Annotated in this window: 25 protein-coding genes; 22 read left to right on the top strand and 3 right to left on the bottom strand. The window is 45.6% G+C overall.

Going from position 1 to position 25800, the window contains the following annotated elements; genetic code table 11:
• Nucleotides 1-289 precede the first annotated feature (289 nt).
• On the top strand, nucleotides 290-721 hold the full coding sequence (locus SWOL_RS10965) for a hypothetical protein (protein WP_011641503.1): 432 nt from the start codon (nucleotides 290-292) through the stop codon (nucleotides 719-721).
• Between the two features lie 12 nt (nucleotides 722-733).
• Here SWOL_RS10965 and SWOL_RS10960 read toward each other — a convergent pair whose 3' ends face one another.
• Entirely contained in the window at nucleotides 734-1222 is a 489-nt protein-coding gene (locus SWOL_RS10960) for a hypothetical protein (RefSeq protein WP_011641502.1), read from the bottom strand.
• A 91-nt stretch (nucleotides 1223-1313) separates the two neighbouring features.
• Here SWOL_RS10960 and SWOL_RS10955 point away from each other — a divergent pair, with 91 nt between their 5' ends.
• The 10 genes from SWOL_RS10955 (at nucleotide 1314) to SWOL_RS10910 (ending at nucleotide 9882) form a co-directional block, all read left to right on the top strand.
• On the top strand, nucleotides 1314-2036 hold the full coding sequence (locus SWOL_RS10955) for a CPBP family intramembrane glutamic endopeptidase (RefSeq protein ID WP_011641501.1): 723 nt from the start codon (nucleotides 1314-1316) through the stop codon (nucleotides 2034-2036).
• A gap of 100 nt (nucleotides 2037-2136) precedes the next feature.
• Entirely contained in the window at nucleotides 2137-2442 is a 306-nt protein-coding gene (locus SWOL_RS10950) for an FmdB family zinc ribbon protein (protein WP_011641500.1), read from the top strand.
• Between the two features lie 142 nt (nucleotides 2443-2584).
• Complete coding sequence (locus tag SWOL_RS10945; protein WP_011641499.1) at nucleotides 2585-2905, top strand: late competence development ComFB family protein; 321 nt, start codon at nucleotides 2585-2587, stop codon at nucleotides 2903-2905.
• A gap of 2 nt (nucleotides 2906-2907) precedes the next feature.
• Nucleotides 2908-3348, top strand: coding sequence for a ribonuclease HI (gene rnhA, locus SWOL_RS10940; protein WP_011641498.1), 441 nt, complete (start codon nucleotides 2908-2910; stop codon nucleotides 3346-3348).
• A 444-nt stretch (nucleotides 3349-3792) separates the two neighbouring features.
• Complete coding sequence (locus SWOL_RS10935; protein ID WP_011641497.1) at nucleotides 3793-4446, top strand: YkgJ family cysteine cluster protein; 654 nt, start codon at nucleotides 3793-3795, stop codon at nucleotides 4444-4446.
• A gap of 301 nt (nucleotides 4447-4747) precedes the next feature.
• Nucleotides 4748-5947: an ABC transporter substrate-binding protein gene (locus SWOL_RS10930; RefSeq protein WP_011641496.1), complete on the top strand. Its 1200-nt coding sequence runs from the start codon at nucleotides 4748-4750 to the stop codon at nucleotides 5945-5947.
• Between the two features lie 524 nt (nucleotides 5948-6471).
• Nucleotides 6472-7347, top strand: coding sequence for a branched-chain amino acid ABC transporter permease (locus SWOL_RS10925; protein WP_011641495.1), 876 nt, complete (start codon nucleotides 6472-6474; stop codon nucleotides 7345-7347).
• Nucleotides 7348-7349: 2 nt separating this feature from the next.
• Entirely contained in the window at nucleotides 7350-8246 is an 897-nt protein-coding gene (locus tag SWOL_RS10920; protein WP_011641494.1) for a branched-chain amino acid ABC transporter permease, read from the top strand.
• Entirely contained in the window at nucleotides 8234-8998 is a 765-nt protein-coding gene (locus SWOL_RS10915; protein WP_011641493.1) for an ABC transporter ATP-binding protein, read from the top strand. The genes SWOL_RS10920 and SWOL_RS10915 overlap by 13 nt, the downstream gene beginning before the upstream one ends.
• The gene (locus tag SWOL_RS10910; RefSeq protein WP_011641492.1) at nucleotides 8995-9882 is read left to right on the top strand and encodes a DMT family transporter; all 888 of its coding nucleotides are present in this window, start codon (nucleotides 8995-8997) and stop codon (nucleotides 9880-9882) included. Before SWOL_RS10915 ends, SWOL_RS10910 begins: the two co-directional genes overlap by 4 nt.
• Before the next feature lie 54 nt (nucleotides 9883-9936).
• On the opposite strand, the gene SWOL_RS10905 is transcribed toward SWOL_RS10910, so the two are convergent.
• Complete coding sequence (locus SWOL_RS10905) at nucleotides 9937-10914, bottom strand: SpoIID/LytB domain-containing protein (protein WP_242649327.1); 978 nt, start codon at nucleotides 10912-10914, stop codon at nucleotides 9937-9939.
• A 149-nt stretch (nucleotides 10915-11063) separates the two neighbouring features.
• Between SWOL_RS10905 and SWOL_RS10900 the strand changes: the two genes are divergently transcribed.
• Nucleotides 11064-11522, top strand: a complete 459-nt coding sequence (locus SWOL_RS10900; RefSeq protein WP_011641490.1) for a tRNA (cytidine(34)-2'-O)-methyltransferase — start codon at nucleotides 11064-11066, stop codon at nucleotides 11520-11522.
• A gap of 62 nt (nucleotides 11523-11584) precedes the next feature.
• Nucleotides 11585-13492, top strand: coding sequence for a PAS domain-containing hybrid sensor histidine kinase/response regulator (locus tag SWOL_RS13750; RefSeq protein WP_011641489.1), 1908 nt, complete (start codon nucleotides 11585-11587; stop codon nucleotides 13490-13492).
• A gap of 107 nt (nucleotides 13493-13599) precedes the next feature.
• On the opposite strand, the gene SWOL_RS10890 is transcribed toward SWOL_RS13750, so the two are convergent.
• Entirely contained in the window at nucleotides 13600-13776 is a 177-nt protein-coding gene (locus tag SWOL_RS10890; protein WP_011641488.1) for a 4Fe-4S binding protein, read from the bottom strand.
• 527 nt (nucleotides 13777-14303) lie between these two features.
• On the opposite strand from SWOL_RS10890, the gene SWOL_RS10885 reads away from it, so the two are divergent.
• The 9 genes from SWOL_RS10885 to SWOL_RS10845 all read left to right on the top strand — a co-directional run bounded on the left by SWOL_RS10885 (nucleotide 14304) and on the right by SWOL_RS10845 (nucleotide 25793).
• Nucleotides 14304-14963 (top strand): thiamine diphosphokinase, encoded by a 660-nt coding sequence (locus SWOL_RS10885; RefSeq protein ID WP_011641487.1) that lies wholly within the window; start codon nucleotides 14304-14306, stop codon nucleotides 14961-14963.
• Nucleotides 14964-15064: 101 nt separating this feature from the next.
• Nucleotides 15065-15931 (top strand): diadenylate cyclase CdaA, encoded by an 867-nt coding sequence (gene cdaA / locus SWOL_RS10880; RefSeq protein WP_011641486.1) that lies wholly within the window; start codon nucleotides 15065-15067, stop codon nucleotides 15929-15931.
• On the top strand, nucleotides 15888-16826 hold the full coding sequence (locus SWOL_RS10875; RefSeq protein ID WP_041427551.1) for a CdaR family protein: 939 nt from the start codon (nucleotides 15888-15890) through the stop codon (nucleotides 16824-16826). The genes cdaA and SWOL_RS10875 overlap by 44 nt, the downstream gene beginning before the upstream one ends.
• The gene (locus SWOL_RS10870) at nucleotides 16823-18463 is read left to right on the top strand and encodes an NAD(P)/FAD-dependent oxidoreductase (RefSeq protein WP_011641484.1); all 1641 of its coding nucleotides are present in this window, start codon (nucleotides 16823-16825) and stop codon (nucleotides 18461-18463) included. The genes SWOL_RS10875 and SWOL_RS10870 overlap by 4 nt, the downstream gene beginning before the upstream one ends.
• A 230-nt stretch (nucleotides 18464-18693) precedes the next feature.
• Entirely contained in the window at nucleotides 18694-20046 is a 1353-nt protein-coding gene (gene glmM / locus SWOL_RS10865) for a phosphoglucosamine mutase (RefSeq protein ID WP_011641483.1), read from the top strand.
• Nucleotides 20047-20405: 359 nt separating this feature from the next.
• Entirely contained in the window at nucleotides 20406-21509 is a 1104-nt protein-coding gene (gene glmS / locus SWOL_RS10860) for a glutamine--fructose-6-phosphate transaminase (isomerizing) (RefSeq protein ID WP_011641482.1), read from the top strand.
• Nucleotides 21510-21913: 404 nt separating this feature from the next.
• Nucleotides 21914-22972 carry a GT-D fold domain-containing protein gene (locus SWOL_RS10855; protein WP_011641481.1) on the top strand — a complete coding sequence of 353 codons (1059 nt, stop codon included), beginning with the start codon at nucleotides 21914-21916 and terminating at the stop codon, nucleotides 22970-22972.
• A gap of 415 nt (nucleotides 22973-23387) precedes the next feature.
• Nucleotides 23388-24518 (top strand): ABC transporter substrate-binding protein, encoded by a 1131-nt coding sequence (locus SWOL_RS10850; protein ID WP_011641480.1) that lies wholly within the window; start codon nucleotides 23388-23390, stop codon nucleotides 24516-24518.
• A 36-nt stretch (nucleotides 24519-24554) separates the two neighbouring features.
• A complete protein-coding gene (locus SWOL_RS10845; RefSeq protein WP_207635293.1) occupies nucleotides 24555-25793 on the top strand; it encodes an ABC transporter substrate-binding protein in 1239 nt (412 codons plus the stop codon).
• Nucleotides 25794-25800: the final 7 nt, after the last annotated feature.

The raw sequence follows: 25800 nt of genomic DNA, 5'->3' as shown, positions 1-25800 counted from the left end.
AGCCTGTTTTATTATGCGATTTGAGAGCCCCCTGTCAAGGGGGCTTATTTTTTTTCCGCCTTGTTTTCCTTGCTCTTGCTTCCTCCCTGGTATATATTTTTATACGAGGCGAAATATGTCCCCCGCTAAGCAGCTGGTTCCTATTAACAAAAGCAGGTGGTGGGTTCTAATCACCCGCCTCGTTGCAGCTGTGTGTTGAAACTGCTCCGCAGTTTCTCCCGATGCTTAAAGATGCCCTTAGCAGAATCATAAGGCTGGTATTGGCAGCGAGAGGAAGGTTGTGAAGGGAATGGAAATAACTCTAGGCTTCTTGGCCTTAAGTATCTTTTTACTTTATTCCGTTTACTTCATTAAAATTATCAAAGGTAATCCGGAGAGCTTTGAACTGGAGCTACTAAGCTCTTTGGCTAATTGGATGATAGAGAAGGGAGCCAAGAGTCAGGTTCGCATATGGCTTATGCTCTTTTTGTCCCTTTTACTGGAAGCAAGCTATTTTTTATTGGTATTCCTAATAGTAGCCAATCCCGTTATACTTGGTTTTACCGTGCTTTTTGCCGCCTTTGAACTGCTTCATTTACTCGTCCTTGGATTAGCCTTCAAGCGTTTTTTCCAGGGCCAAAAAATACTAAAAGAAGTCTTCAACTGGAAGATGGAGAGAAGCAGTGCCCTCTTATTTTTTACCTATTCCCTGCTGGTGCTCATTAACCTTTGGTGGATATAAAACAAATACCTATTAATCCGCTTCAGCCCCATCAGTGGAAAAAACGGGATTGGAGAGCATGAGGGGAATAAAATTCTCTTCCTTTTGTAGGCCAATTATCCCATAATAACTAACCTGGGAATTGGATTTGAAGTAGCAGGTCCCGTCCAGTTCCTCTATGGGTAATTCGAAGGTATTTGAGCTAGAACCGGATTCGTGTAATCGTATAGCCAATGAATTTACCCCAATATTAGGACCATATTTTGCTTCAAGCTGTTTCCAACGTTTAGGATTAATTCTCCAGTAAGCCAGGATATAACCGGGATGAGAGCTTAAATGGAGTACATCGCCAGTTTCCTGTTCTGGTTCCAGGTATTTGAACAATTCTTGAGCGGTCTCCAGGTGAAAATCGATTTCTTCCCGTTCTTTACTTTTTTTGCGTGTATCCAGGCTGGAAATTACCCAGTAGAGCATAAGTGCCACCACCAGGGTTAAAAGAAAAATATAAAGTATTGGACTCAAAACTTGTCAACCTCCTTTGCTTTAATAGTTTTTCCTTAAAGCAGCGAAAAAATAAGATGTATAATTAAAGAGAATAGAAAGGGGGATTTTCTTGGAAGGGATTAACGGACAGCAGCTTAAGTGGAACTGGTTGGAGCCTATACTGGTGTATTTGGGAATATTGTTCTCCGGCTTGCTGTTTAGTTTTTGTAGTGAAGAAATAGCCTTTTTAATGCTGGCTATAGGGATGCCGCAGACAGAAATGGCTTTTTTTGCGGTAGCTTATGTATTCCAATTTATGGTTACAGTTTTATTGGTTCTTTTTCTAAGTGTTTTTGTTAATAATGCCGGCTTGAATGACCTGGGTCTTATTAATACCAGCTGGAGCAACTACTGGCGCTATGGAATTATGGGTGGCTTACTATTAATGCTGCTGGTACTGCTGCTGGGACTACCCATCAATTACCTCCAACCCGATATCCAGCCCCAGGTTTTTGAAGAGATGCTCCGTTCAGTTCAAGGTGGTTCTGAGTTTATAATCTTATTGGTAATGGGAGCAGTACTGGCACCGGTCTCTGAAGAGCTCTTTTACCGGGGAATGATATACCCGGTGGTAAGGGGCTACCTTGGCCCTCTATGGGGAGCAATTGTAGCGGGTTTGATTTTTGGCCTGGCCCATTGGGACTTTTGGCGTACTATACCACTGGCGGTAGGTGGTGCTGTACTCTGCTATTTTTATGAAAAAACTGGGAGCATCCTGGTTACTATGCTGGCCCATGGGGTATGGAACGGAGTAATGGCCGTTATTGTTTATTTCAGCCTGATTAATGTATAACCTCCCTGCTTGTCAAGCAGAGGTAGTATGTGTAAAATATTTTTTGGAGCGGTAGATAGTGATATTTCGCTAAAATTCGTATTGATGGAGGATGATGTAAATGCCAGTTTATGACTATCGCTGTGAAAACTGCGGCTGTTTTGAAAAGATGCAGAAAATTACGGAGGATGCACTGAGCGAGTGCCCCAGTTGTGGAGGCAAGGTGCAAAGGTTGATAAGTAAAAATGTAGCCATTGTCTTTAAAGGTTCAGGTTTTTATGCCACTGATAACCAGCAGCAACTTAAAAATAAAGCTCGGGCTGTAAATAAAGAAAGGCAAAAGGACAACGAGGCTTTGCTGGATGGGGATGTAAAATCCTTCGTTAAGCAATCTGATAGCAGCGATAAAAAAATTGCGGAAGCTTGATTCCCGTAAAGGGGAATCTTTTTTTATGTGGAAATAGTAAAATAGGGCAATTAAGAGTAAAAACGGATATGACCGCTATATGCTTGGCCCCGGGCGCTGGGTGGAAAGTTCCTGAGGCTGATTATGGTGGGAATTTGCGGAAATGCCACAAATATTGGAAAAGCAGGTGGGCCAGGTGGATATAGGCGATATGAAGGTTATTAATATCGTGGAGGAACTGGTTTGGGAATGCTTTAAGGAGGTAATTGAACACCGCCCAGGAATATGTCGCTGTGACCGCTGTATGGCTGATGTGTGTGCGCTGGCTTTGAACAAGATGAAACCCCGTTATGTGGCCAGTGACAAGGGTGAAGTCATCTCCAAAGCCGCTTTTTTGGAAAAAGAATTAAAGATAGAGTTGCTGGTTGCGGTGGCTGATGCAGTGGAGATAGTAAAAGTCAATCCCCGGCATGAAATGGAGTAGTAATGAAAGAGATAATAATTTATACTGATGGGGCTTGTTCGGGAAATCCAGGTCCGGGAGGCTGGGGAGCAGTACTTGCATATGGAGAGCATCAAAAAGAAATCGCCGGGGCTGAAGCTGATACCACCAACCAGCGTATGGAATTAATGGCAGTAATAGAAGCTTTGAAGGCTATAAAGGGCAGCGGATGGGAGATCAGGGTTTATTCGGACAGCGCCTATTTTATTAATGCAATTCAAAAGGGTTGGCTGGAGAATTGGCAAAGGAATGGCTGGAAGAATAGCAAAAAAGAGGATGTGGCCAACCAGGATCTATGGAAAGCACTTATTCCCTTGCTGCGAAAGAATCGGGTACGAGTAGAAAAGGTTAAAGGTCATTCCGGCGACAGGTGGAATGAACGCTGTGACCAGTTGGCCCGTAATGCCATAAAAAGTTTGGGCTAAGTCGGTACTCACTGTCAATTACATCTATTAACACTTGTAATTTTGCCTGAGTGCCGGGCCACAACCACCGATGAAAATAGGGAAAGCAACAAGTGCGAATTTTTTGACGCTGATTAACGCTGATTTATTAAGATTTTATAAGATAGTATCAGCGTAAACCACCTTGCGGGTACCACTGATGATCCCTGCGGTTGCTTTTAAGGTTGCTGCGCCCGAAGGATCAGCGTCCTTCTGCGTCTAAACCCAAATTTTCTTACTAACCCCCCATAGCCCAGGGGCCACAACCACTGATGAAAAGTGAGTTAGTAGGTGCTGAAATAGTAAGATGTAGTAGGAATCAATTAACCCCTCACCCCTTACGCCTCACTTTTCTTATTAACCATACATATTTATACTTTTTGCAGTCGAAGCAAAACTGGTGTCCTATTTTGTGGAGGGTAACTCGTGAAGAAGCTGGAACTATATACCGGAACGGAGCAGGGAAAACCGGCGATAGGCATTAGACTGGGAGGAGAAGCCAGTATTCAGGATTTGCTGGATCTCTGGCAACCTCTCTGTGATGACAGCGAGCTTTTCAAATCCTATGCCGCCGGTAACCACGCTACTTGTCGGGGATGCTTGCATAATTGCTGCCAGACGGCTTATGTAATCCCCGATCTTATTTCCTTTAAAAAGATGGCCGCTCATTTGCACTTGACTTATAAGGAATTTCTCTCCGCGGACTTTTTTGATGCGGAGAAACTGGAAGCGGGAATCGTTCGGATGAAACCCAATCCCTGCATATTTTTACAGGATAATATCTGTAGTATTTACCCCTTGCGCTCTCTTATCTGCCGTTTTTATATCTGTTGCCAGTTGATGGGGGATTGCGAGCAGCTGATTTATTCTATCTGCTGGAGCGGATCGGCAGCCACCCAGTTGTTTGCCGAACAAGAAGGACTCATCAACAGCAAGGGAAGCGGAGCTTTGAGCAGTTTTGATTTGATGTTTAAAAGGCTAATGGAAGAGTACCGCTTTGATCCCCGGGTTCAGCTTTTCTTACAGGCCAATGATTACTACGATATTCCTCTCTCGGCTTTTACCGCTGCCGATATTTAATAATCCTTCAACAATATTGCAAGATTCTGGCTTTTCAGCTTTTTTTCCTGCTCGTGCAGGATTTTGAGCCGGGGAAAGGAATATATTAAGTTGGTGCATTTTTTGATTTTGGAGGTGAGAAAACTCGAGTTTTAGTAATATTTAAGCATCGGAAGAAACTGCGGAGCAGTTTCAACACACCCCGCTGCAACGAGGCTGGGGATTAGAACCCGCTGCCTGTTTTGTTAATGGGAACCCGACCGCTTAAAGAAGCGGGAAATTTCACCTCGTTATGAATGAGGATAAAGGGAGGTAAAAAAATTTGATAAGGGGAAGAAAATCGAGATGGGCCATCCTGCTCTGCCTGCTTCTGGCCGTGGCGATGCTCGCCGGTTGCAGCAGCAACAAGGAAGCTGCCGAGGGCAATAAGGATGCGGACAAGAGCCAGGAAGAAGTAATCAAACTGGGTTTCCTGGGAGCAACTACCGGTGATGTGGCCAACTATGGCATTCCTGGTAAAAAGGGAATGGAAATGGCTATTGATGATTTGAATGCCCAGGGTGGTATATTGGGTAAGAAGGTAGAAGGGGTCTATGAAGATAATAAAGGGGAAAATTCAGAAATAGCTCTGATTGCCACCAAATACATTACCAGGGATAAAGTTGTGGCTATGGTGGGTGACCCCTGTACCGGTCTAACCAAAGTAGCTGCTGATATAGCTCAAAAGAACAAAGTAGTTATATTTTCCGCCGGGGCTACCGGCACCGGTGTAGTAGAAATTGGGGATTATGTATTCCGCAACACCCTATTGGACCAATTTGCCGTTCCTTCCGTGGTTGACTGGATGATGAACAGCAAGGGATGGAAGAAATTTGCTATAATTACTTCGCTTAATAATGGTTACAGCACTGCCCTGACTCCAGTTTTCCAGGAAGCCATTAAGGCCAAAGGCGGGAAGATTGTAAATGAAGATACCATAAATGATGGGGAAACGGATTTCACCGCCCAGATTACCAAACTGAAGAATACCGGGGCGGATGTTCTGGTATTTACCGGCTATTACCGCGAAGCAGCCCTGTTGCAGAATGAAGCCAAAAAACAGGGACTCGACATCACCCTCTTAGGTGGGGATGGCCTTTATGGACACGACTTGATTAAACTGGGCAAAGATGCGGTAGAAGAAAAGGTAATATACTATTGCGGCTTCAGTAGTGACCAGCCCAGTCCCGAGACGGACGCTTTTATCAAAAAGTATGTAGAAAAATATAAGGAACAACCGGATATGTTCTCCGCTCAGTATTATGATGCGATTATGATTCTGGCTAAAGCCATGACCGATGCCAAGAGTACGGATCCTTCAGTTTTTAAGGACGAACTAGCCAAGTTAAAGGATTATCCGGGAGTATCCGGAAACACTACTTTCAGGGCTGATCGGGAACCAATAAAGAGCCCGATTTGTCTCATTACGGTTAAGGACGGAGAATTTTTCCTCCTGGAGAAAATCCCCGTAAAAGTTCAGTAAGCCTGAGTGAATAATGGAGTGTAGTGATAGCCCGCCCTCAGGGCAGGCTATCACCTAACTTTTAGGGGTATTGTAAAAAGGCCCTGAGGGACTTTTCTACAATAACCATTAGAAGATTCCACTGCTAAATACCTAAATGTGGTATAAGGGTTGTATAATATACAAGCGAGCGTTGGCGAAGCATGGATGCAACAACCGGCGAAGGCGAGCAGGCGAAAGGGGGCGAGCGATAGGACATCGCGAGAGCGCTTCACCCTGCACCCTGCACCCTTCGGGTACTCCTGATGTTCCATCCTGCGGATGTTACTATTAAGGTTGCGGGTACGCCTGGTGTTCCACCCTGCGGGTGTCACTATTGAGGTTGCCTCCCATGGACGGGAGATTAGCGCGGTACCCCTTGAGCCGCAAGACAAGCCGCAGGTGTTGCCCATGCGTAGATTGCGAGCGGTTATATTTATACAGCAAAATAATATTAGTAACTTTTGCAGCAACAATAATCGCGCCAAGCGTCAGGGAGGAAATTTATGTTCTGGGAACAATTGCTGAACGGTCTGACCCTGGGAAGCACCTATGCCTTGATTGCCCTGGGTTATACCATGGTTTACGGAATAGTCCAACTGATTAATTTTGCTCATGGTGAGATTTATATGTTTGGAGCTTTTGCCGGGCTTATTCTGGTTTCATTCTTCGGTTTCAACTTGATAGCAGCTATGCTGGTAGCCATGCTTTTCTGTATGCTCTTGGGGATTTTGGTTGAAAGAATCGCCTATCGACCCCTTCGGGGCAAGTCCTCTCGCCTTTCGGCACTGATCAGTGCGATTGGAGTATCCATTTTTCTTTCCACCCTGATGGCCCTGATGGCTGGAACCAATACCCACCGCTACCCGGAAGTGATTGCCCATCAGACTTACCATCTGGGCTCGCTGGATCTTTCCCTAATGCAGATACTCATACTAGCGGTTTCGGCCCTGTTAATGATCGGCCTGCAATTCATGGTGCAGAAGACCCGTATAGGCAAAGCCATGCGGGCCTGTTCGCAGGATCTGGATGCTTCCTATCTGATGGGGATTAATGTCAACCGGGTTATCTCTTTCACCTTTGCCGTAGGCTCGGCTCTAGCTGCTGCCGGGGGAGTAATGGTAGGGGTGTATTACAACGCGGTCTGGCCCTATATGGGAATGATGGCCGGCTTAAAAGCCTTTGCGGCAGCGGTTATGGGGGGAATCGGCTCCATACCGGGAGCCATGATTGGTGGTTTGAGCCTGGGGATAATGGAAATAATGGGGGTGGCATATCTTTCTTCCTCCTATAAGGATGCTATTGCTTTTGGTATGTTAATTCTGGTTTTATTGATTCGTCCCCAGGGTTTGATGGGGCAGAAGATATCGAAGAAGGTGTAATAGTGAATGGTCTGGATGCAGCAATAACCCAATACATTGATCCCTATTACCTGCGCATAATGATTTTGCTGGGAATAAATATTATCCTGGCCCTGGGCTTGAACCTGATTACCGGTGTTACCGGCCAGTTATCCATGGGCCATGCCGGATTTATGAGTATTGGCGCCTATACCTCGGCCATTCTTTCCATGCAATTTGGTTTTTCCTATCTCATGGCCTTGCTGACCGGGGCTGCGGTAGCGGCATTTTTTGGTTTTTTGATCGGCATACCCACCCTGCGTTTGGAAGGCGACTACCTGGCTATGGTTACTATTGGTTTTGCCGAGATCATACGGGTATTTTTTCTTAATTTCGAACCCGGAGGCAGAGCAGTGGGATTGTCAGGTATTCCCCAGCACACCAACTTCATCACCGTATGGCTTATTGCCTTGATCATTATCGCCCTTAATACCCGTTTGTTAAAATCCCGAATGGGGCGGGCCTTTTATGCCATCAGGGAAAACGAAATAGCCGCTGCATCGACCGGGATTGACACCACCCGCTTAAAGATACTGGCCTTCACCGCCGGTTCTTTTTTAGGCGGCTTGGGGGGAGGCCTGTACTCTCATTATATGTATTATATCAATCCCCAGGATTTCGGCTTTATGAAGTCGATTGAGCTTTTAAACATGGTTATCCTGGGTGGAATGGGGAGCATTCCCGGCACCATTCTGGGCTCTTTTATACTTACTCTGGCCCCGGAAATGCTGCGTATTGTGGCGGAATACCGGCTTCTCTTCTATGGAGCCCTCTTGGTGATACTGATGATTTTCCGTCCCAATGGGATTTTAGGAGATGTCCGTATATATGACCTTAAAAAGCGCTGGGGGCGAAAAGAGGTGAAAACATGCCGGTCTTGACCCTGGAAGGAATCAGCCAGGAGTTCGGAGGTTTAAGGGCCCTGGATGGGGTAAATATGGTGGTGGAAGAAGGGGAGATATTCGGTATTATCGGCCCCAATGGAGCGGGTAAAACCACCCTGTTTAATATTATCACCGGTATATATATTCCCAGCGAAGGGGACTTGATTTTTAAGGAACAGAGGATTAACCGTATGGCCACCCATAATATCGCACGGCTGGGCATAGGGCGGACTTTTCAAAATATCCGTCTTTTTAACAAGCTTTCGGTTCTGGACAATGTGCGGGTCGGCAGCCACGGCATCAGCCGCAGCGGCTTCTTTAAAAGCCTCCTGGGACTGCCCTCCATGTTGCGGGAAGAAAAGGAGATTAAGGGCCGGGCCGAGGAATTGCTGGAACTGGTGGGTCTTTACGACAAGAAGATGGAATATGCCGACAACTTGGCTTATGGGGAGCAAAGGCGACTGGAGATTGCCCGGGCCCTGGCATTAAAGCCCAGTTTGCTATTGCTGGATGAGCCCGCCGCTGGGATGAATAGCGGGGAAAAAGTTGAGTTGATGAAATTGATTGAGCAAATCAGGCAGGAAATGAAGCTTACTATTTTACTGGTGGAGCACGATATGAGCCTGGTGATGAATATATGTGAGCGTATCGCCGTACTGGATTACGGAAGAAAGATTGCTGAGGGTCCACCGGAAGAAATAAAGAATGATGAAAGGGTAATACAGTCGTATCTGGGAGTAGGGGCATGAGACCTGTTTTAATATATGGTTTGATTTTCTTATCCGTGCTCTGTATGGCCACATCATCTATTATTATAAGGTTTTCGACCGCGCCCGCCATGATAATTGCCCTATATCGCGTAGTTTTCACTGCTGGCCTGGCAGCCCTGCTGGGAAGTAGGGATATCTTTCCCAATATCAAGAAGATGCCCCGCCGGGATTTTATTCTAATTATAATAGCGGGGTTCTTCCTGGCCCTGCATTTTGCCTTCTGGATTAGCTCCCTCAACTATACCAGCATTCCCAGTTCGGTACTTTTTACCAACCTGCAGGTGATTTTTGTTTTGCTTTTTTCCATTTTTATTCTCCGGGAAAAGATGAAACAGCAGGTGATAGCCGGTATAATAGTAGCTATTTTGGGCAGCAGCCTCATTGCCGGTGGTGACCTGGGTTCAGGACGAATTTATGGAGATATGCTGGCTTTGCTGAGTGGTTTTTTTGTGGCGGTTTATTTTATCATCGGACGCTATGTGCGGGTGCGGGTGGATGTCTGGCCTTATACTTCCATGGTAGCGCTGGTGGCGGTTCTGGTATTGCTCCCGGCTTCAGCCCTGGCTGGTTTGCCTTTGCTTTCCTATCCCCCGCGGGAATGGATTTTGTTTTTATTGCTGGCCCTGGGACCGGGCCTGGCTGGACACGGGATTCTCAACTGGGCTTTAAAATATGTAAAGGCTCCCATTGTAGCAGTATCAATACTGGGAGAATCAGTGGGAGCCAGTATACTTGCTTTTTTAGTCTTTGGTGAGCTGTTGCTCTGGTACCAAATGATAGGTGGAGTCCTCATCCTCCTGGGCATTTATGTGGCAGCCGTCAATGAGGCCCGCAGCGGGGAGCAACTTCTACAGGAGGGTTAGCGAAAATTCACTGGGACAAGGGACCTATCCCCATTTCCCATTACCCATGTCCCATTATTTATAAAGTGTGGTCAAACGGGTGCTGGGGAAATAATGTCCCACGATTTGGTTGACCTTTTTACCTTCTTTGGCCATGGTATAGGCTCCCCATTGTTCCATCCCACAGCCGTGACCCCAACCGCTGCCTTTAAAAATTATATTATTGCCCTCTGCCTTTACGCTGCTTAATACCGTGGAATATAAGCGGTCAAAGCCTATTTTCTCGCGGAGCATGGCCGCAGACATGGAAGTCTTGCCGGCGCTTATGGTCAGGGCACGGCCGGAAGGACCTCTCTTGCTGATTCTTATATCATCCAAAGAACCGGCTTTAGCCCCCATGATATTTTTCACTTCCCAGCGGGGCACTTTTACTGTCCAGCTTTTGTATTTAGCCGGGGCATATTTCATCCCATTGGTCTTTACTGGAACGATATAGGCGGAGGCCTTATTTTTTAATTTCGGAAAGCCCTCGATTATACTGGCAGTCTTGTCTTTGGATAGAGAGTGGAAGAGAGCATAAACGAATTTGCCATTATAGGTAAGAACCTGACCCCGGGTGGCATCTACCGCTTTGGAGATAGCCGGGGTAATTTTCTTTTCATCATAGGCTTGAAATTCTGTATGGTCATCACTGGCATCGGTATTATGCTTTTGCCGCGTGCCATTTTCATATTCCAGAAGGGCCAGGGTCATGGTTCGAGCTACAATTGCCTGGGCTTTCAGTGCTTCCGGAGGATATTTGGGTCCGATTTCTGCCGCTACAACCCCTTTAAGGTACTCTTCCAGCTTTAAATTCTGTTTTTCTCCGGTAGCTTTTCGAAACAGAGTGATATTTGGCTCTGTCTTATATTTACTTACCTCGGGAGCCAGCTTTACTGGTTTTAAGGACTTGGGGGCCGGCTTTTGCGCTTGCTTCTGGCAGCCGCCAACAAAGGACAGGAAGCAAACAAGCAAGATAGAGACCAGGATAGCCAGACACTTATTCTTCCTCAACAAGCAGATCGCTCCTTTACTTTTCGAATAGTTTACCCTGCGGACAATATACCTATGTCTGGCAAACTCAGGGACTTTTCGACTAGGCAAGACAAGTATATTGATATATAATATTTTCCAGTAGAGAATGGAAATTAGGAGGGACCTGGTTGCAGATTGTGCTGGTGGAGCCGGAAATCCCGCAGAATACGGGAAATATCGCTAGAACTTGTGCTTTAACCAAAACGGCTCTACACCTGGTTAAACCTTTGGGTTTTTCACTAGCTGACCGTTTTTTAAAAAGAGCAGGTCTTGACTATTGGGATAAGGTTGAGGTACAGCTATGGGAAAGCTTTGGGGATTTGCTGGAGGCAAATCCGGGGGCAGCATTTTATTTGGCCACTACCCGGGCAGGACAAGCCTACCATCAAGTAAGTTACCCCCAGGATAGCTGGCTGGTATTCGGGCGGGAAAGCAGTGGATTACCAATTTCTATTTTAAAAAGCTTTCCCGATACCCAGATTCGTATCCCTATGCAGGACATCGGCCGTTCCCTTAACTTGTCCAATTCTGTAGCCATTATATTATACGAAGCATTAAGACAGAATTCTTTCCCGGGTTTGCGATAATCTACCAACATGATAAAAGAAGCTGGCTTTTATCATATTTTAATTTTAAAAGGAGAATAAAAATGGTTGAAAGTGAACTGCAATTGCAGGTGCGCTTGAATTACCTTAATATGCTGCTTGATAACCTGAATGAACTATTTTTTACTTATAATGGTGAAGGCTTTATTGAGTTTGTCAACAAAAAGACTGTGGATGTGCTGGGTTATATGCCTGAAGAATTAATAGGAATGAATGTTTTAGATCTGTCCTTTGGGAAATACCAGGAAAAATTAAAAGAGGAAATGCGCTGGAGATTGGAGCAGGGGGTATCCAGCAGTTATGATGTAGTTCTCAGGAGCAAAGATAGTAAGGAGATGATTATTCACTTTAACTGTGCTCCCATTCTACTTGGAGATAAGGTGGTTGGGGGTATGGCATTGGGGGAAAACATCAGCGCTTACCAGGCAACTATGGAAGCACTGCGATTGTCCGAAGAAAAGTTTGCCGCCGCCTTTCGATTGAGCCCGGAAATGATAGCTATCACTACCCTTAGAGAAGGGCGATATATAGATGTCAATGATGTTTTCTTGGAGTTGTTCGGTTACTGTCGCGAAGAGGTAATAGGTAAGACGGCGAAGGAGTTAAATATTTGGGTTAATCCTCAAGCCCGCTATCAGGTGGTAAAAACCCTTATGCGGGAGAAGTTAATTAAGAATTTTGAAGATCTCTTTAATAAAAAATCAGGTGGAACCTGGCGGGGACTTTGTTCATTTGCTCGTCTGGAAATTGCCGGGGAAATATGCGTACTGACTGTGGCGGCGGATATTACTGAAAAGCGCCGTATGGAAGAAGAAATATTAAAGGTAAGCCGCTTGGAATCGCTGGCCCTTCTGGCTGGTGGATTGGCGCATGATTTTAACAACCTCTTGACCATCATTGTAGGGAATATTTCCCTGGCTCGGATAGTGGGGATGGATAAGCAAGATAGCAGGGAATATATATTGGAGGCGGAAAAAGCTGCGCTGCAGGCCCGAGGACTTACCCAACAATTGTTAACCTTCGCCCAAGGAGGGGTACCAATTAGAAAAACTACTTCCATTAAGGAGTTCCTGATGCAGTCAGTAAACTTCTGTCTCTGTGGCTCCAGTGTAATAAGCGAATTCTGTATTGCCGAGGAACTTTGGAATGTATTTGTTGACGAAGGACAAATCAATCAGGTGATTAATAACCTGGTTTTAAATGCTGTTCAGGCTATGCCTGATGGGGGCATAATCCGGATTACGGCTGATAATTTTTACCTGGATAACGAGGAAGGGGGATTAACCTTAAAGAAAGGCCAGTATGTGAGGCTATGTTTTCATGATCAGGGAAGCGGTATACCGCTTGAACATCAAGCCAAAATATTTGATCCCTATTTTACTACTAAAAAAGAAGGTACTGGCCTGGGCCTGTCCACCTCCTATTCCATTATACGCAAGCATGGCGGATATATCACTTGTGAGTCGCAACCAGGGATGGGTACATCATTTATTATATATTTACCGGCTTCTTCTGAGGATGAATCCGGGGAAGTAAGCCAGGACCATAGATTAGTAACCGGGTACGGGAGAATTCTGTTTATGGATGATGAGCTGCGCATTAGGGAGATGGTCGAAGAAATGTTAAACTCTCTGGGTTATGAAGTTGAGCTAGTTGCTAATGGCCAGGAATGTATAGATAAGTATATACAAGCTGCAGCTAATGCCAGGTATTTTGATGCTGTAATACTGGATATGACTATTCCTGGGGGAATGGGAGGAAAAAAGACGATGCAAACTTTGCGGGAAATAGACCCTCAGGTGAAGGTAATTGCCAGTAGTGGCTATGCGTATGATTCGATATTACCAATATACCAAAAATGGGGGTTCGCCGGGGTTATAGCTAAGCCTTACCAGGTAGAAGAATTAAGCGAGGTATTACAGATGGTTATAAAAGGGCAATATATATCGTAGGGACTATATATCAGAAGAATCGTCCCCGTAATATACTCAATCAAAATGAAAAGTCAAAAAGAAAAACCCCTTTAGGGGTTTTTGTTTATGAATAGTCTTGCAGTTATTTAGTCGTCTGCAGGAATCGGGGCTTCTACGGGGCAGACATCAGCGCAAGATCCACATTCCGTGCACAGTTCAGGGTCGATTTCGAATTTATCTTCACCCTCGCTAATGGCTTCTACCGGGCATTCATCCACACATATTCCGCAAGAAATACATTCGTCTGTGATGATATAGGACAACAGGCTCCCTCCTTTGCTGTAATAAAACTATAAGAATTATAATTAACGAGTTTTTGTTTGTCAATTTTATTTGCTGCAGAACAGCCGTTGTTGTATATGTGTTAAGCATGATAAAAATCTGCTAAAATATTAATCATTGAATAGCGCGGACTTTCTGTTTAAAGAGTATTATATCTGCTATTCATAATTGATTCCACTGCAAAAACCCCTTTTGTTGCATAAGGGTTGAATAAATATACAAAACGCTGGCGAAGGTGAAAGCGGGTGGTCGAAGACCGCCCTTACAATGCTTTGCAGTCGCTATTAAGGTTGTTGCGCCTGATTTGGAACGACACGGGGGTCGTTCCCTACATACCCTTCGGTCGCTTTTAAGGTTGCACCCTATCGGGCACTACTGATGCTCCCTTCGGTCGCTTTTAAGGGAGTTGAGCGATATATTTATACAAGCCAATGAATATTAATAACTTTGCAGTGGAGTCATAATTAATAAAGTCCTACTTTGGGAGATTAAGAAAAGGAGATAAAAGATGAAATGCGTAATAATGGCTAACGGTGAGTACGGTAGAATAGACCTTTACCATCATCTTTTTTCCAATGCTGATGTGGTATTATGTGCTGATGGGGGGGCCAATTATGCTTTTGCCATGGGTGTAGTTCCCTCCATGATTATTGGAGACCTTGATTCCATCCGGCCCGAAGTTAGGGAGTATTTCACGGCCAAACAGGTAGAGATGAGGAAGTATCCCCGGCGTAAAGATTATACCGATACTCAGCTAGCCCTTTCCATAGCAAACAGGTTTGACGCTGATGAGATAGTTTTATTGGGAACTCTGGGTAAAAGGCTGGATCATACCCTGGCCAATATCTTTTCCGGGCTGGAAATGGCCCGGCAAGGGATTAGGATCATGCACTATTCTCCAGAATGTGTAGTGTATCTGGTAACGAAAAACATAGTATTTGAAGGTTGCCAGGGTGACCTGGTATCGGTTCTGGCCCTCAGCGAAGAGGCACAGGGAGTATATGAGAAGGGTTTTGAGTATCAGGTTGAGGATATTGTGATGAACCTGGAAAACCCCTACGGTATATCCAATGTACTTACCGCGAAAAGCGGGGAAGTTTCCGTAAAAAAAGGGGTTCTGGCCGTGTTCCATTATCCCCAGGAAATATCCAGCCCATTTACAGAATAAGCGTTGGAAGTGAGGCGTTAGGGTAAGGTGTTAAGGCTATTTCCTTTTATATCTTACTGTTAAAGCAGCTGCTAATTCATTTTTCAATGGAGGAAAATAATTTGGATTTAAGCTTTCTCTCCGGGGTATTTGCCAACCCCTGGGATATTATCCGCAGCCTGGTGGATATTATTATAGTAGCTTATGTGGTTTACCGGATTTTGCGCTGGATAAGCGGAACCAGGGCGGAACAGTTGCTGAAGGGACTGGTATTATTACTGGTCTTTTCGGTGCTGGCCAGTGCATTGGAATTGGATATGGTTAACTGGTTGATGGAGAAACTATGGATAGTATTTGCTATTACTTTACCCATAGTGTTTCAACCTGAGCTGAGGAGATTGCTGGAACAGTTAGGACGAGGGAAGTTCTTTAGCCTGAGTACTTCGCAAGTTGAAATGGAGGAATATGAGGCCATTATTAACGAGATAGGCGAGGCTGCTGACATCCTCTCCCGCAACCGGGTAGGGGCACTCCTGGTTCTGATCCGGGAAACGGGAATTGCGGAGTATTTGGAAAGCGGTGTTGACCTTGATGCTCTGGTTTCGGCGGGGCTGCTTATAAACATTTTTGTTCCTAACACGCCGCTGCACGATGGAGCTTGCATCATCTCCAATAGCCGGATAAAAAAGGCAGCCTGTTTCCTCCCCTTAAGCGACAATCCCAATTTGGACAAGGAATTAGGGACACGCCACCGGGCTGCCCTGGGAATAACAGAGCTTTCTGATGCCATAGCGGTAATAGTCTCTGAAGAAACGGGTATTATTTCGCTGGCCCAGGAGGGCAAGATACAGCGTCACCTGGACCCTTTGAGCCTTAGAGAGATTCTGGGGAGAGAATTATTGGCCCGGGAGAAATGGAGTGATGTCGTCAAGAGGAGGTGGGCTGGTGAATTCCGCATTAAAGGACCCAAAAAAGAGAACCGGACTTAAACTGATATCCTTGATTATCGCAATCTTGCTCTGGCTGTATGTGGTCAGCCAGGGCGCTACCACTACTCCGCAAGAGCTTATCAAGACACCCCTCAAATATCATAACCTGGGCGAGGGACTGACGGTTAGTGGTCCGGATACGGTTTCGCTGCGCATATGGGGTTCACTAAAAAGGAACAGCGATACTGTTGCTTATGTGGATCTAAGTGGTTTGGGGGAAGGCGTATATGAACTTCCGGTCAATGTGAAGGTAGTCAAGGGGGCCCTGTTTGCTACAGTGGAGCCGGACAAGGTTGAAGTTGTACTTAAAGCAGTTCAGGAAAAAGAACTCGCGATTAAATATGAGATTTTTAAGCCTCCTTCTCCTGCTTATGAAGTCCTGGATGTAGTGATTACACCGGAAAGATGCTTGTTACAAGGGGAAGAAGAAGCCATAAAAAAAGTGAAGACGGTCAAATGCCAGATATCCCTGCAGAACCGGGAGGGAATCACTTCCTTTTATTCCCCGTTGCTGGCACTAGATGCCGGGGGCAGGAAAATCAATGAAGGAATACGGCTGATTCCTGAGAAAGTCAAGGTTAATGTTGTCCTCAGCCGGAAGAAAGCGGAGCAGAAGGTTGGTGTCAAGCTAGTGAGCAGCGGCAATACCGCCGAAGGTTATCAACTTCGCAAGTTGCAGATGGAGCCGGATTTCATAACTATCCTGGGAGCAGAGAGTGAAGTTGCTGCTATCCAAGAAGTAAATACTGAAGTACTGGAGCTGGAAGGGAGAAAGGAATCCTTTAGCCAGGAGCTGGAATTAATGGTTCCCGAGGGAATAAAGGCTTTTCCTTCCCGGGTTTTGATATATGTGGATATAGGTAAGATAGATGAAAAAGGGGGTAAGCAGGAATGATTATCCGCCTGAGAGAGTTGATATTGCCGCTTAATCATAGTGAAAAGCAGCTAAAGGAGGCAGCTGCTCGCCGTTTAACCATAGCCAAAAGTGAGATCCGTTCTTTACGCCTGGTAAGGAAGTCCATAGATGCCCGAAAAAAGAGGATTTGCTTTTCCTATATTATTGATCTGGAAGTTGATGATAAACTGTCTTTTCCAGAAAAAATAGCCAAAGTAATCGAGCCTGAGGAACAGGCAGGAGCTATCCATCTCACCCCTGGTACAGAAGGCCTGACCCAATCACCTCTCATAGTAGGGGCAGGCCCGGCCGGCCTTTTTTGTGCCCTGTATCTAGCTCGTCATGGTTATCGACCGGTACTGTTGGAACAGGGGCAGGATATCGACCGCCGGGTTAAAAGCGTGGAGAGATTCTGGAAAAAGGCCGAGCTAAATCCCCGCTCCAATGTACAATTTGGTGAGGGTGGAGCCGGCAGCTTTTCCGATGGCAAGCTTACCACTCGCATTGACGATAAACGGATTAACTATGTTTTGCGTAGTTTTGTAGAGTTTGGCGCCGATGAGGAAATACTCTATGTAAAGAAGCCTCATGTTGGGACTGATGTCATCCGGCAGGTAGTAAAGAATATGCGGCAGGAGATACTTGGCCTGGGTGGCGAGTGCTATTTTGATGCTTGTTTAACCGACATAAAAGTTAACCATTCGCGACTAGAAAGCATAATAATAAACCATGAAACGGAGGTACCCTGCTCTCTGCTGGTGCTGGCGGTGGGAAACAGTGCGCGTGATGTTTACCGCCTGCTCTATCGCCGGGGGGTAAGCCTTATCCCCAAGGCCTTTGCGGTAGGAGTGAGGGTTGAGCATCCCCAGTCCTTGATTGATCGCATTCAATTTGGGAAATATGCCGGGCACCCGCGTCTAGGTGCTGCCGAATACAATCTAAGCCACCACGAAAAAGAAGGGCGACCCTGTTATAGCTTCTGCATGTGTCCGGGCGGTTATGTAATTGGTGCTTCCTCTGCAACCGGTCAACTGGTAACCAACGGAATGAGTTACCGGGCACGGAACAGCGGTGTTGCCAACAGTGCTTTGGTAGTGGGGGTAAACCCGGCCGATTGGGACAATCAGACTTTGGGAGGCCTGGAGTTTCAGGAGAAGCTGGAAAGACAGGCTTTTATCATGGGAGGCGGCAACTACCGTGCCCCAGCTCAGTATTTAAAAGATTTTCTGGTTCAGCTTCCTAGCTACTCCCTGGAAGGCTCCCTGGCCACTTATCAACCCGGGGTAAAAGCCGCCAACCTCTGGGAATTGTTTCCAGCTGAAATCTGCCATACTATGCAGCGAGGGATAGAGGCCTGGGGAAAAAAGCTGCGCGGTTTCATAAGCGAAAAGGCGGTTATAACCGGAGTGGAAACACGCACTTCAGCACCACTGCGGATTCTGCGCCAGGAAAAATTATGCTCGCTGGATATTGACAACCTTTATCCCTGTGGCGAAGGAGCTGGGTATGCCGGGGGAATAATCAGCTCCGCCATAGATGGTTTGAAAGTAGCCGAGAAAATAATTTCCACTTACCAAAAACCTGCACAAAAAGCCAGGGTAAATAGTAATAGTGTTTGTAATGCCCGGGAACTTTAAGGAGTGAGGATAGAGAATTTTCATGGCTAGCCCCAGAGTAAACTTCTGCTTAGTATTGGGATACATGGAAAATAAAGGGTAATATCCTGTAATTGGAAAGAAAGCAACAAAGGTTTATGGCTTGTTTTATATTGAAATCCGGCTACTTGTGAAGTATAATTTTGCAGTGATGATTATTGACAAAAGCTGGGTTTTCTAAAGAGATGATTATAATGGGGAGGAAGTAAGCGTTGGGTAAACTATTTGGAACAGATGGAGTAAGAGGTGTGGCCAATCTGGAACTTACACCCGAATTAGCTTTTCAACTGGGTAGAGCCGGTAGTTATGTTCTGGCGCGTCATGAGGCCAGTAAACGACCCCGGATACTGGTGGGAAAGGATACCAGGATTTCAGGCGACATGCTGGAAGCGGCCTTAATAGCCGGTATTTGCTCCACTGGAGCAGATGTATTGACGGTAGGAATACTTCCTACTCCGGCAGTTGCCTTCCTTACCCAAAGATACCAAGCTTCTTGCGGAGTGGTAATATCGGCTTCGCATAATCCACTGGAAGACAACGGTATCAAGTTTTTCGGCCCCAGTGGCTACAAGCTTCCCGATGAACTGGAGGAGGAAATCGAAGAACTGGTTTTAGCAGGAACCCAGGAACTCCAGCGCCCCCAGGGTGAAGATGTGGGAAGGGTTTACCTGGTAGCTGAGGCCAGAAACAACTATTTGGATTATCTTATTTCCTGTTATTCCCAGGACCAGAACCTGGCGGGCATAACTGTGGTTGTTGATTGTGCCAACGGCGCAGCCTATTCCACTGGCCCGGAATTATGGAGTCGTTTGGGGGCCCAGGTTATAGCCATAAACAACTACCCAAATGGGGTAAATATCAACGAGCGCTGCGGCTCCACCTATACTGAAGGGCTCCGAAGAGCGGTGGTGGAACATAAAGCGGACATGGGCATTGCCTATGACGGTGATGCTGACCGCTGTATAGTTGTTGATGAAAGAGGTAACGAGCTGGATGGAGACCATATTATAATGATCTGCGCTCTGGATATGAACAGCCGGGGGGAATTGAATCCCCCGCTGGTGGCAGCTACAGTTATGAGCAATATAGGCCTGGATATAGCTTTACGCCGCGAGAATATTCAGGTGGCTAGTTGTAAAGTCGGCGACCGCTATGTTTTGGAAAAAATGAAGGAGAGCGGCGCCCTGTTGGGTGGGGAACAATCCGGACATATAATCTTTCTGGAGCATGCCACTACCGGAGACGGCCTTTTGACCTCATTGAAGGTGGCGGAAGTTCTCCGGCGTTCCGGCCTGACCCTGTCTGAACTGGCTCGGGGCCTGGAGAAACAGCCCCAATTACTGGTTAACCTGCGTATGGAAAACAAGGATAAAATCCTGGCTCATCCTCTGGTGCAGGAAGCCCTGAAGCAGGCGGAGGAGAGGCTGGGGGAATGGGGCAAACTGGTAGTCCGGCCCTCGGGAACCGAGCCTGTGGTCCGGATAATGGCCCAGGGTCCAGAGCAGTACCTGTTGGAGGAGGTGATTGCTGAAATAAAACAAAGCATAGAAAGAGCTCAGGCCTAACGCCAAAGCTCATTTTAGCGCCTGCCCCGGCAGTCAGAAGATGCTATGTATTATTGGATATGCATTAGCATAGAGTTTTGCTGATTAATTCATAATATAGGTGAGCATCGGAGTGCCGGGTGACGAGGAGGGGGTTTATCGAATTTGTCGGCGGATGCCCCCCGGTGACCACCACCGTCAGCATGGCTACAAAGACCCGCAGTAATGCGGGTGACAAAAGCCCTGCGTGGAAAAGCGAGGGAAAGCTAATCCGCCTCGTTGCTTCTTGAATTTTGAGAATCAAATGAACATCGAAATGAAAAAAGTTGTGTAATAGTTTTTAAATAACCCCAAATATAAACAAAATTGGAGGTTAATATATGAGTGAAATTGAAAAAGGCGAGTTCGAGCATTTTATGCTCAAGGAGATTCATGAGCAGCCCGAAGCCATCCGCAAAACCCTGGCCGGAAGAATAAAAGACGGCCGGGTGGATTTTCCCGATTTAGAATTTGATAACGTATTTAAAAATACCGGCAAGATAATTATTGCCGCCTGTGGGACATCCTATCATGCGGGAATGGTAGGCCGCCTAGTTATAGAAAAACTGGCTCGCATCCCGGTTGAAATCGACCTGGCTTCCGAATTCCGTTATCGTGAGGTATTGTGGAACCCCAATGACCTGGTAATAGTAATTAGCCAGTCGGGTGAAACTTCCGATACCCTGGCTGCCCTGAGAGAAGCCCGGCATAACGGCATCAAGGTTCTGGCTATTACCAATGTGCCGGGGAGTACTATCGCCCAGGAAGCGGAGCGGGTGATTTACACCCACGCTGGCCCGGAAATAGCGATTGCTTCCACCAAGGCCTATTCTGCTCAACTGCTTATTATGTACCTGCTGGCTTTGTATCTGGCCTCCTTGAGAGATAGCTATAATCCGGTGGAACTCGAAGGCCTGGCCAACGAACTTCTGGGCGTGGATGCTATGGTAGAAAGTGTCTTGCAAGAACAGCAGCATATCAAGGAACTGGCCGAGAAATATCACAAAGTGCAGAGCATCTTTTTCCTGGGTCGTGGCTTGGATTATCCCGTAGCCATGGAAGGAGCTCTCAAACTCAAGGAGACTTCCTATGTCCATGCCGAAGCCTATGCAACCGGTGAGCTCTTGCATGGCCCGCTGGCCCTTATCGAGCAGGGAGTACCGGTACTGACCCTGATCAGCCAGGATAAATTGGTGGATAAATCCATGTCCAACATCAAAGAAATCAAAGCCCGGGGAGCGGTGGTATTGGCTATCTGCAAGGAAAACCTGCAGGAGCACTGCCAGGAATGTGATGAAAAAATTCTCTTGCCACGGATAAATCCTATGCTGGCTCCCATCGTAGCCGTTGTTCCCTTGCAGATTTTTGCATATTATATGGCACTCTTCCGTGGTAATGATGTTGATAAGCCCCGTAACCTGGTTAAAAGCGTAATGGGGGATTAGGGAGGAAAAAGCACATGTTCTAAGATAATGCCAGTCTGGCAATTTTTTCAACTGGAGCTGGAGCATGATCACATAATGAACCCTTCTCGTACATCCGGGAAGGGTTCATCGTTAGGAGAACGCAAATAAATTCAAAAGGACGAGTATTAGAAATCGGCTGCAAGGTTTTTAGGCATAATGATGGGCTTGGTCGGTTTAATTAGGATTTTCGGGAATAACCGGTCCTTTATCAGTTATTTTACCTCCAGCTTTATATGCGCTACTTGGTAATACTCGTCTGTTTGGGGTATTCCTGGCTCCAGCATGAGTGGTAACTCCTTTTCCCATGATTGTATATATTAGCTATTAGGGAGGGATAATTCAGAGCGGGTTGGGGTTGGTGAAAGGGTGAAAGGGGATGGCTTATGCAGCTGAAATATGGGTATAGCCGGGGATTGAAACTGAATCTATCTGATCCCCAAATTGATGGAAGTACTGCAGGTTATGGAAAGATTGCCCTGCCGGGCGGGTATGGCAGGGCCGGGTTTAAGATAAGGTCCCGTAGCTGGAGCAAGTTTAAGGCGCCGGGCAAAAGGGATGAGGTGCTAAGGGAACATGCCATATTGGAGTCCCGGATTATGGATATGGCGGAACTGGGAGAGCATATATTTTACGCTCTGGGACAACAACAGGGATTTTCTCTTATTCGCCTGGGGGACTCGGAACTGATTATTCTGGCTCAGGATATTGTTTTTCCCACTAATCTGGAGCTAAAGAAATGGGCTGGCCTGATGGCAGCTCTCTCTCATGATCCGGAGCTGGGGGATGGTGATAATGAGGCAAGTCGCTGGGAAGATTTTTTGAGTCTTTCCGGGGTTCAGTTTCCGGATAAAGGAGCCCAGGATTACTTGATCAAGGCTTTGCATTCGGCTACCCTGGTGGGGATTCCAACTACCAACCGCCCGGGGCGCTCCGCCGCCCATATTAGGCTGATTCAGGGTTTCCAAACCACCCTTTTTAAGGTTCTGGAGAAATTACAGATACCATTAAATGCTATGCGTTTCTGTGATTCCGCTGCCCATTATATGATTCACGCTTCCGGACTACTGCGGCAAATTCTTCTGCCGGATCAGTATCCGGGGCTCAGGGAGCGCTATTCCCTGCCCTATTCCAAACCGAGAGTCTTACTTATAGGCAACCGGGCTGCCGAGTTTGCTGAATTCTTAACTGCCAATAACTGCGATATTGTGGGAGCCATCTCCCGGGTCGGTATGAATAATATCGAGGAGGTAATCCAGGAAAGCTATTATTATTCATTTGAACTGGCCCTGGTTTCCGCGGGTTCGGCGGCTAAATATATCTGCAGTAGCATTAGCGCCAGGGGAAAAGTAGCCCTGGATACCGGCCAGTTGTTTGATGTATTGCTGGCTTCCGGCCAGTTTGATCACCAGGGCTTTAAGATTCCCTACTACCTGATGCTTTAAGAATTGGAAAAAGAATATTCAATGGTATTGGCAAACCCCAGCTGCAGCTGGGGTTTAGCTTTTCATAAAGTGATAATGGAAAGCTAAAGCTGGGTTTTTTAGGCTTGAATTTTGCCCCGCTGCCTTCCTCAATTATACCTTTTGTGTAAACACATAATTTAGCAGGAAAATCGAAAATACCCTAGAAATAAATAATAAGCAACAAAAACAAACAGAAATAGTAGATGTGGGATGCTATACAGTAATATAAACAAATAAAACGGTACAAAACCTGGATATCTCCGTTGTTTTTTGTTTTTAGAAAATATGCCGTACCAGCTGCCAGAGGGGGTGGTAGTAAAACATTATTTTTTTCAGTATTTCTTTAGGACGAGGCCTTGAGTTTTTCGAATGAATAGAAAGGGGTATGAGGCAAATGGTTAAGAAAGGGTTTAAGCATAAGACGCTGGCAATGGTTCTTTCACTATTATTAATAGTTACTGCATTAGCAGGTTGTTCGGGTGCGGAAAAAGTAAGCAATTCCAATGCAGAAAAAGAGAGTACTACCATTACCATAACTGACATGTCAGGGAGAGAACTGATTGTTCCCAAAGAAATTACGAAAATATATTCAGCGGTTCCCATCGGAACTGTTATGGTATATACCATCAATCCACATAAACTTGTTGCTAAAAACTTCAAATTATCAGAATTGGAGAAAAAATACACTATTAAAGAACATCACGATTTACCTGTATTGGGTACTTACATTATGGGTGATACTGCCAATGAAGAAGATATATTAAAGATAGCTCCAGACATAATAATTTATGCGGGAATTATTAATGATTCCTGGAAATCTAAGGTGGAAGAAGCCCAGAATAGACTGGGAATACCCATTGTTATGGTCGATGGAAACCTTAAGAATGCACCGGCAGCATATGAGTTTATGGGTAAATTATTAGGCGAAGAAGAAAAGGCTAAGGAATTAGGCGAGTATTGTAAGAATACCCTTAACGAAGCTGAAAAAATTGCCGGCAAAATACCGGAAGATTCGAGATTAAGGGTATATTATGCTTGTGGTGAAGACGGTTTAATGACCTATGCAGCAGGAAATATACATTCAGAACTCATTGAAATAGTAGGAGGGAGAAATATAGCTGATATAAAAGTGGGTAGCCCTTACCAAAGCTCCCGCTTATCAATGGAGCAGTTGATTAAGTGGGACCCACAATTAGTAGTAAGCAATAAAGTTGAGGCACGAGGAGGAGAAGGAGGAAGTTCATCTTTACGCAGCAAGATATTGGAAAACAGCAGCCTTAATAATTTGGAAGCGGTGAAAAACAAACAAGTGTATGAAATACCATGCGCGCCATTTAGCTGGTTTGGCCAGCCACCATCAGTAGCTCGCATACTGGGAATAAAATGGCTGGGCAATTTGCTTTATCCGGAAGAATTCAATTTTGATATAAAACAGGAGACCAAAGAATTCTATAAATTGTTCTATTCCTATGATTTATCAGAGCAGGATTTAGATGAACTCATGAGTAATGCGTTACGAAAATAACTGAACAGGATCTGCCCGGCTCCTGCTTAAGGTTGGGTGCCGGGTAATACTATCGAAGGAGTGATTAGGATGCTGGTAACTGCGGAAGACAAGATTGGTGATATCTTGAAAAATCATCCCGAATTGTATGAGCTATTCTGGGAGAGCGGATTTAATTACAGTTCTGTGGCAGAGTTAGTGCGCTCATTAGGAAAAGATACCATGTTGCGTACAGTTTTAACGGTAAAAGGTCTGAATGCAGAACTCTTCATTAATATGATAAATTCCAGGATTGGCGATGGCTGTCAAATGGAGGGACTGCAATATGATTATTATAATCCGGATCTGCCGGTAAACCTGCTGGTGAAAACGGCATGTGCGGTTAGTGAGCATTTTAAGGAAGAGTTGATGGAGACTGTAAAGGCCCGCCAAAAGCTAACGGGAGAGATGCCCAATGTATTTATTGTAGATGGTTGTCATGCCCCGCATGAATTTGAAAATTTTCATGATAGCGAGAGTATCGATAAATTGCCGGATATTATAATGTCAATGTCTTTTGACGAGATATATGATAAGCGTTTCATAGATAAGTATGTAAGCCAGGGATATTTTACCAGTGTATTGGATGCCAGGCAGGGAAATCGGCAGGAATACATGGATGATAGTTATACCCTGAATGCGGGGCTGGCCATGGTCTTCTTAATAGACGAGAAAAAACTGGGGGATTTGCCCCGGCCCCAAAAATGGGGAGATTTGCTTGATCCCATTTATGAAAACAGCATAATTGCCTTTGGAGACGAGGCTAAAGGGATATTTGAGTATCCCTTGTATTATTTTTATAAAGAATTTGGGATGGAAAGCATGGAAAAGCTAGCCCGTAATGTAAAGGGGATTTATCATGCCGCCAAAGCGGCCAGAATGGCAGGTACTAACAGCCGGGAAGCGGGTGCTATATACTATATGCCCTTAACCTTTGCCCAGCTTTGTGAAAACAAAGGTGTTTCCATAGTTCTCCCCGAAGATGGGGCCTTAATAATCCCCATCGCTTTTCTGGTTAAGAAGGATAAAGTTAAGGAGTTGGATTATCTCGTTAATCTAGTGTCAAACACTTATGGACAAATGTGTGCTGATATTAATGCAGCCGTATTTAATGCCAATATTGAAAGTAAAATTCCTGAAGGAACAAAGCTTAAATGGTTGGGCTGGGATTATATAAGGTCACATGATATCCCGGCTCTGGGGGAAAAATTGCAGGAAGAATTTCATAAAAGCTGGGACAAAAAACCACAATCATAAGGAAGTG

The organism is Syntrophomonas wolfei subsp. wolfei str. Goettingen G311, from assembly GCF_000014725.1.
GTDB classification, from domain to species: Bacteria; Bacillota; Syntrophomonadia; order Syntrophomonadales; family Syntrophomonadaceae; genus Syntrophomonas; species Syntrophomonas wolfei.
The sequence above is the reverse complement of the archived record's forward strand: the minus strand, read 5'-3'. Positions and strand labels throughout refer to the sequence as shown.

Coding starts and splice junctions, on each gene's coding strand:
- SWOL_RS10965 (WP_011641503.1), top strand. CDS start 290: ATGGAAATAACTCTAGGCTTCTTGGCCTTAAGTATCTTTTTACTTTAT.
- SWOL_RS10950 (WP_011641500.1), top strand. CDS start 2,137: ATGCCAGTTTATGACTATCGCTGTGAAAACTGCGGCTGTTTTGAAAAG.
- SWOL_RS10945 (WP_011641499.1), top strand. CDS start 2,585: ATGCCACAAATATTGGAAAAGCAGGTGGGCCAGGTGGATATAGGCGAT.
- rnhA (WP_011641498.1), top strand. CDS start 2,908: ATGAAAGAGATAATAATTTATACTGATGGGGCTTGTTCGGGAAATCCA.
- SWOL_RS10925 (WP_011641495.1), top strand. CDS start 6,472: ATGTTCTGGGAACAATTGCTGAACGGTCTGACCCTGGGAAGCACCTAT.
- SWOL_RS10915 (WP_011641493.1), top strand. CDS start 8,234: ATGCCGGTCTTGACCCTGGAAGGAATCAGCCAGGAGTTCGGAGGTTTA.
- SWOL_RS10910 (WP_011641492.1), top strand. CDS start 8,995: ATGAGACCTGTTTTAATATATGGTTTGATTTTCTTATCCGTGCTCTGT.
- SWOL_RS13750 (WP_011641489.1), top strand. CDS start 11,585: ATGGTTGAAAGTGAACTGCAATTGCAGGTGCGCTTGAATTACCTTAAT.
- SWOL_RS10885 (WP_011641487.1), top strand. CDS start 14,304: ATGAAATGCGTAATAATGGCTAACGGTGAGTACGGTAGAATAGACCTT.
- SWOL_RS10870 (WP_011641484.1), top strand. CDS start 16,823: ATGATTATCCGCCTGAGAGAGTTGATATTGCCGCTTAATCATAGTGAA.
- glmS (WP_011641482.1), top strand. CDS start 20,406: ATGAGTGAAATTGAAAAAGGCGAGTTCGAGCATTTTATGCTCAAGGAG.
- SWOL_RS10855 (WP_011641481.1), top strand. CDS start 21,914: ATGCAGCTGAAATATGGGTATAGCCGGGGATTGAAACTGAATCTATCT.
- SWOL_RS10850 (WP_011641480.1), top strand. CDS start 23,388: ATGGTTAAGAAAGGGTTTAAGCATAAGACGCTGGCAATGGTTCTTTCA.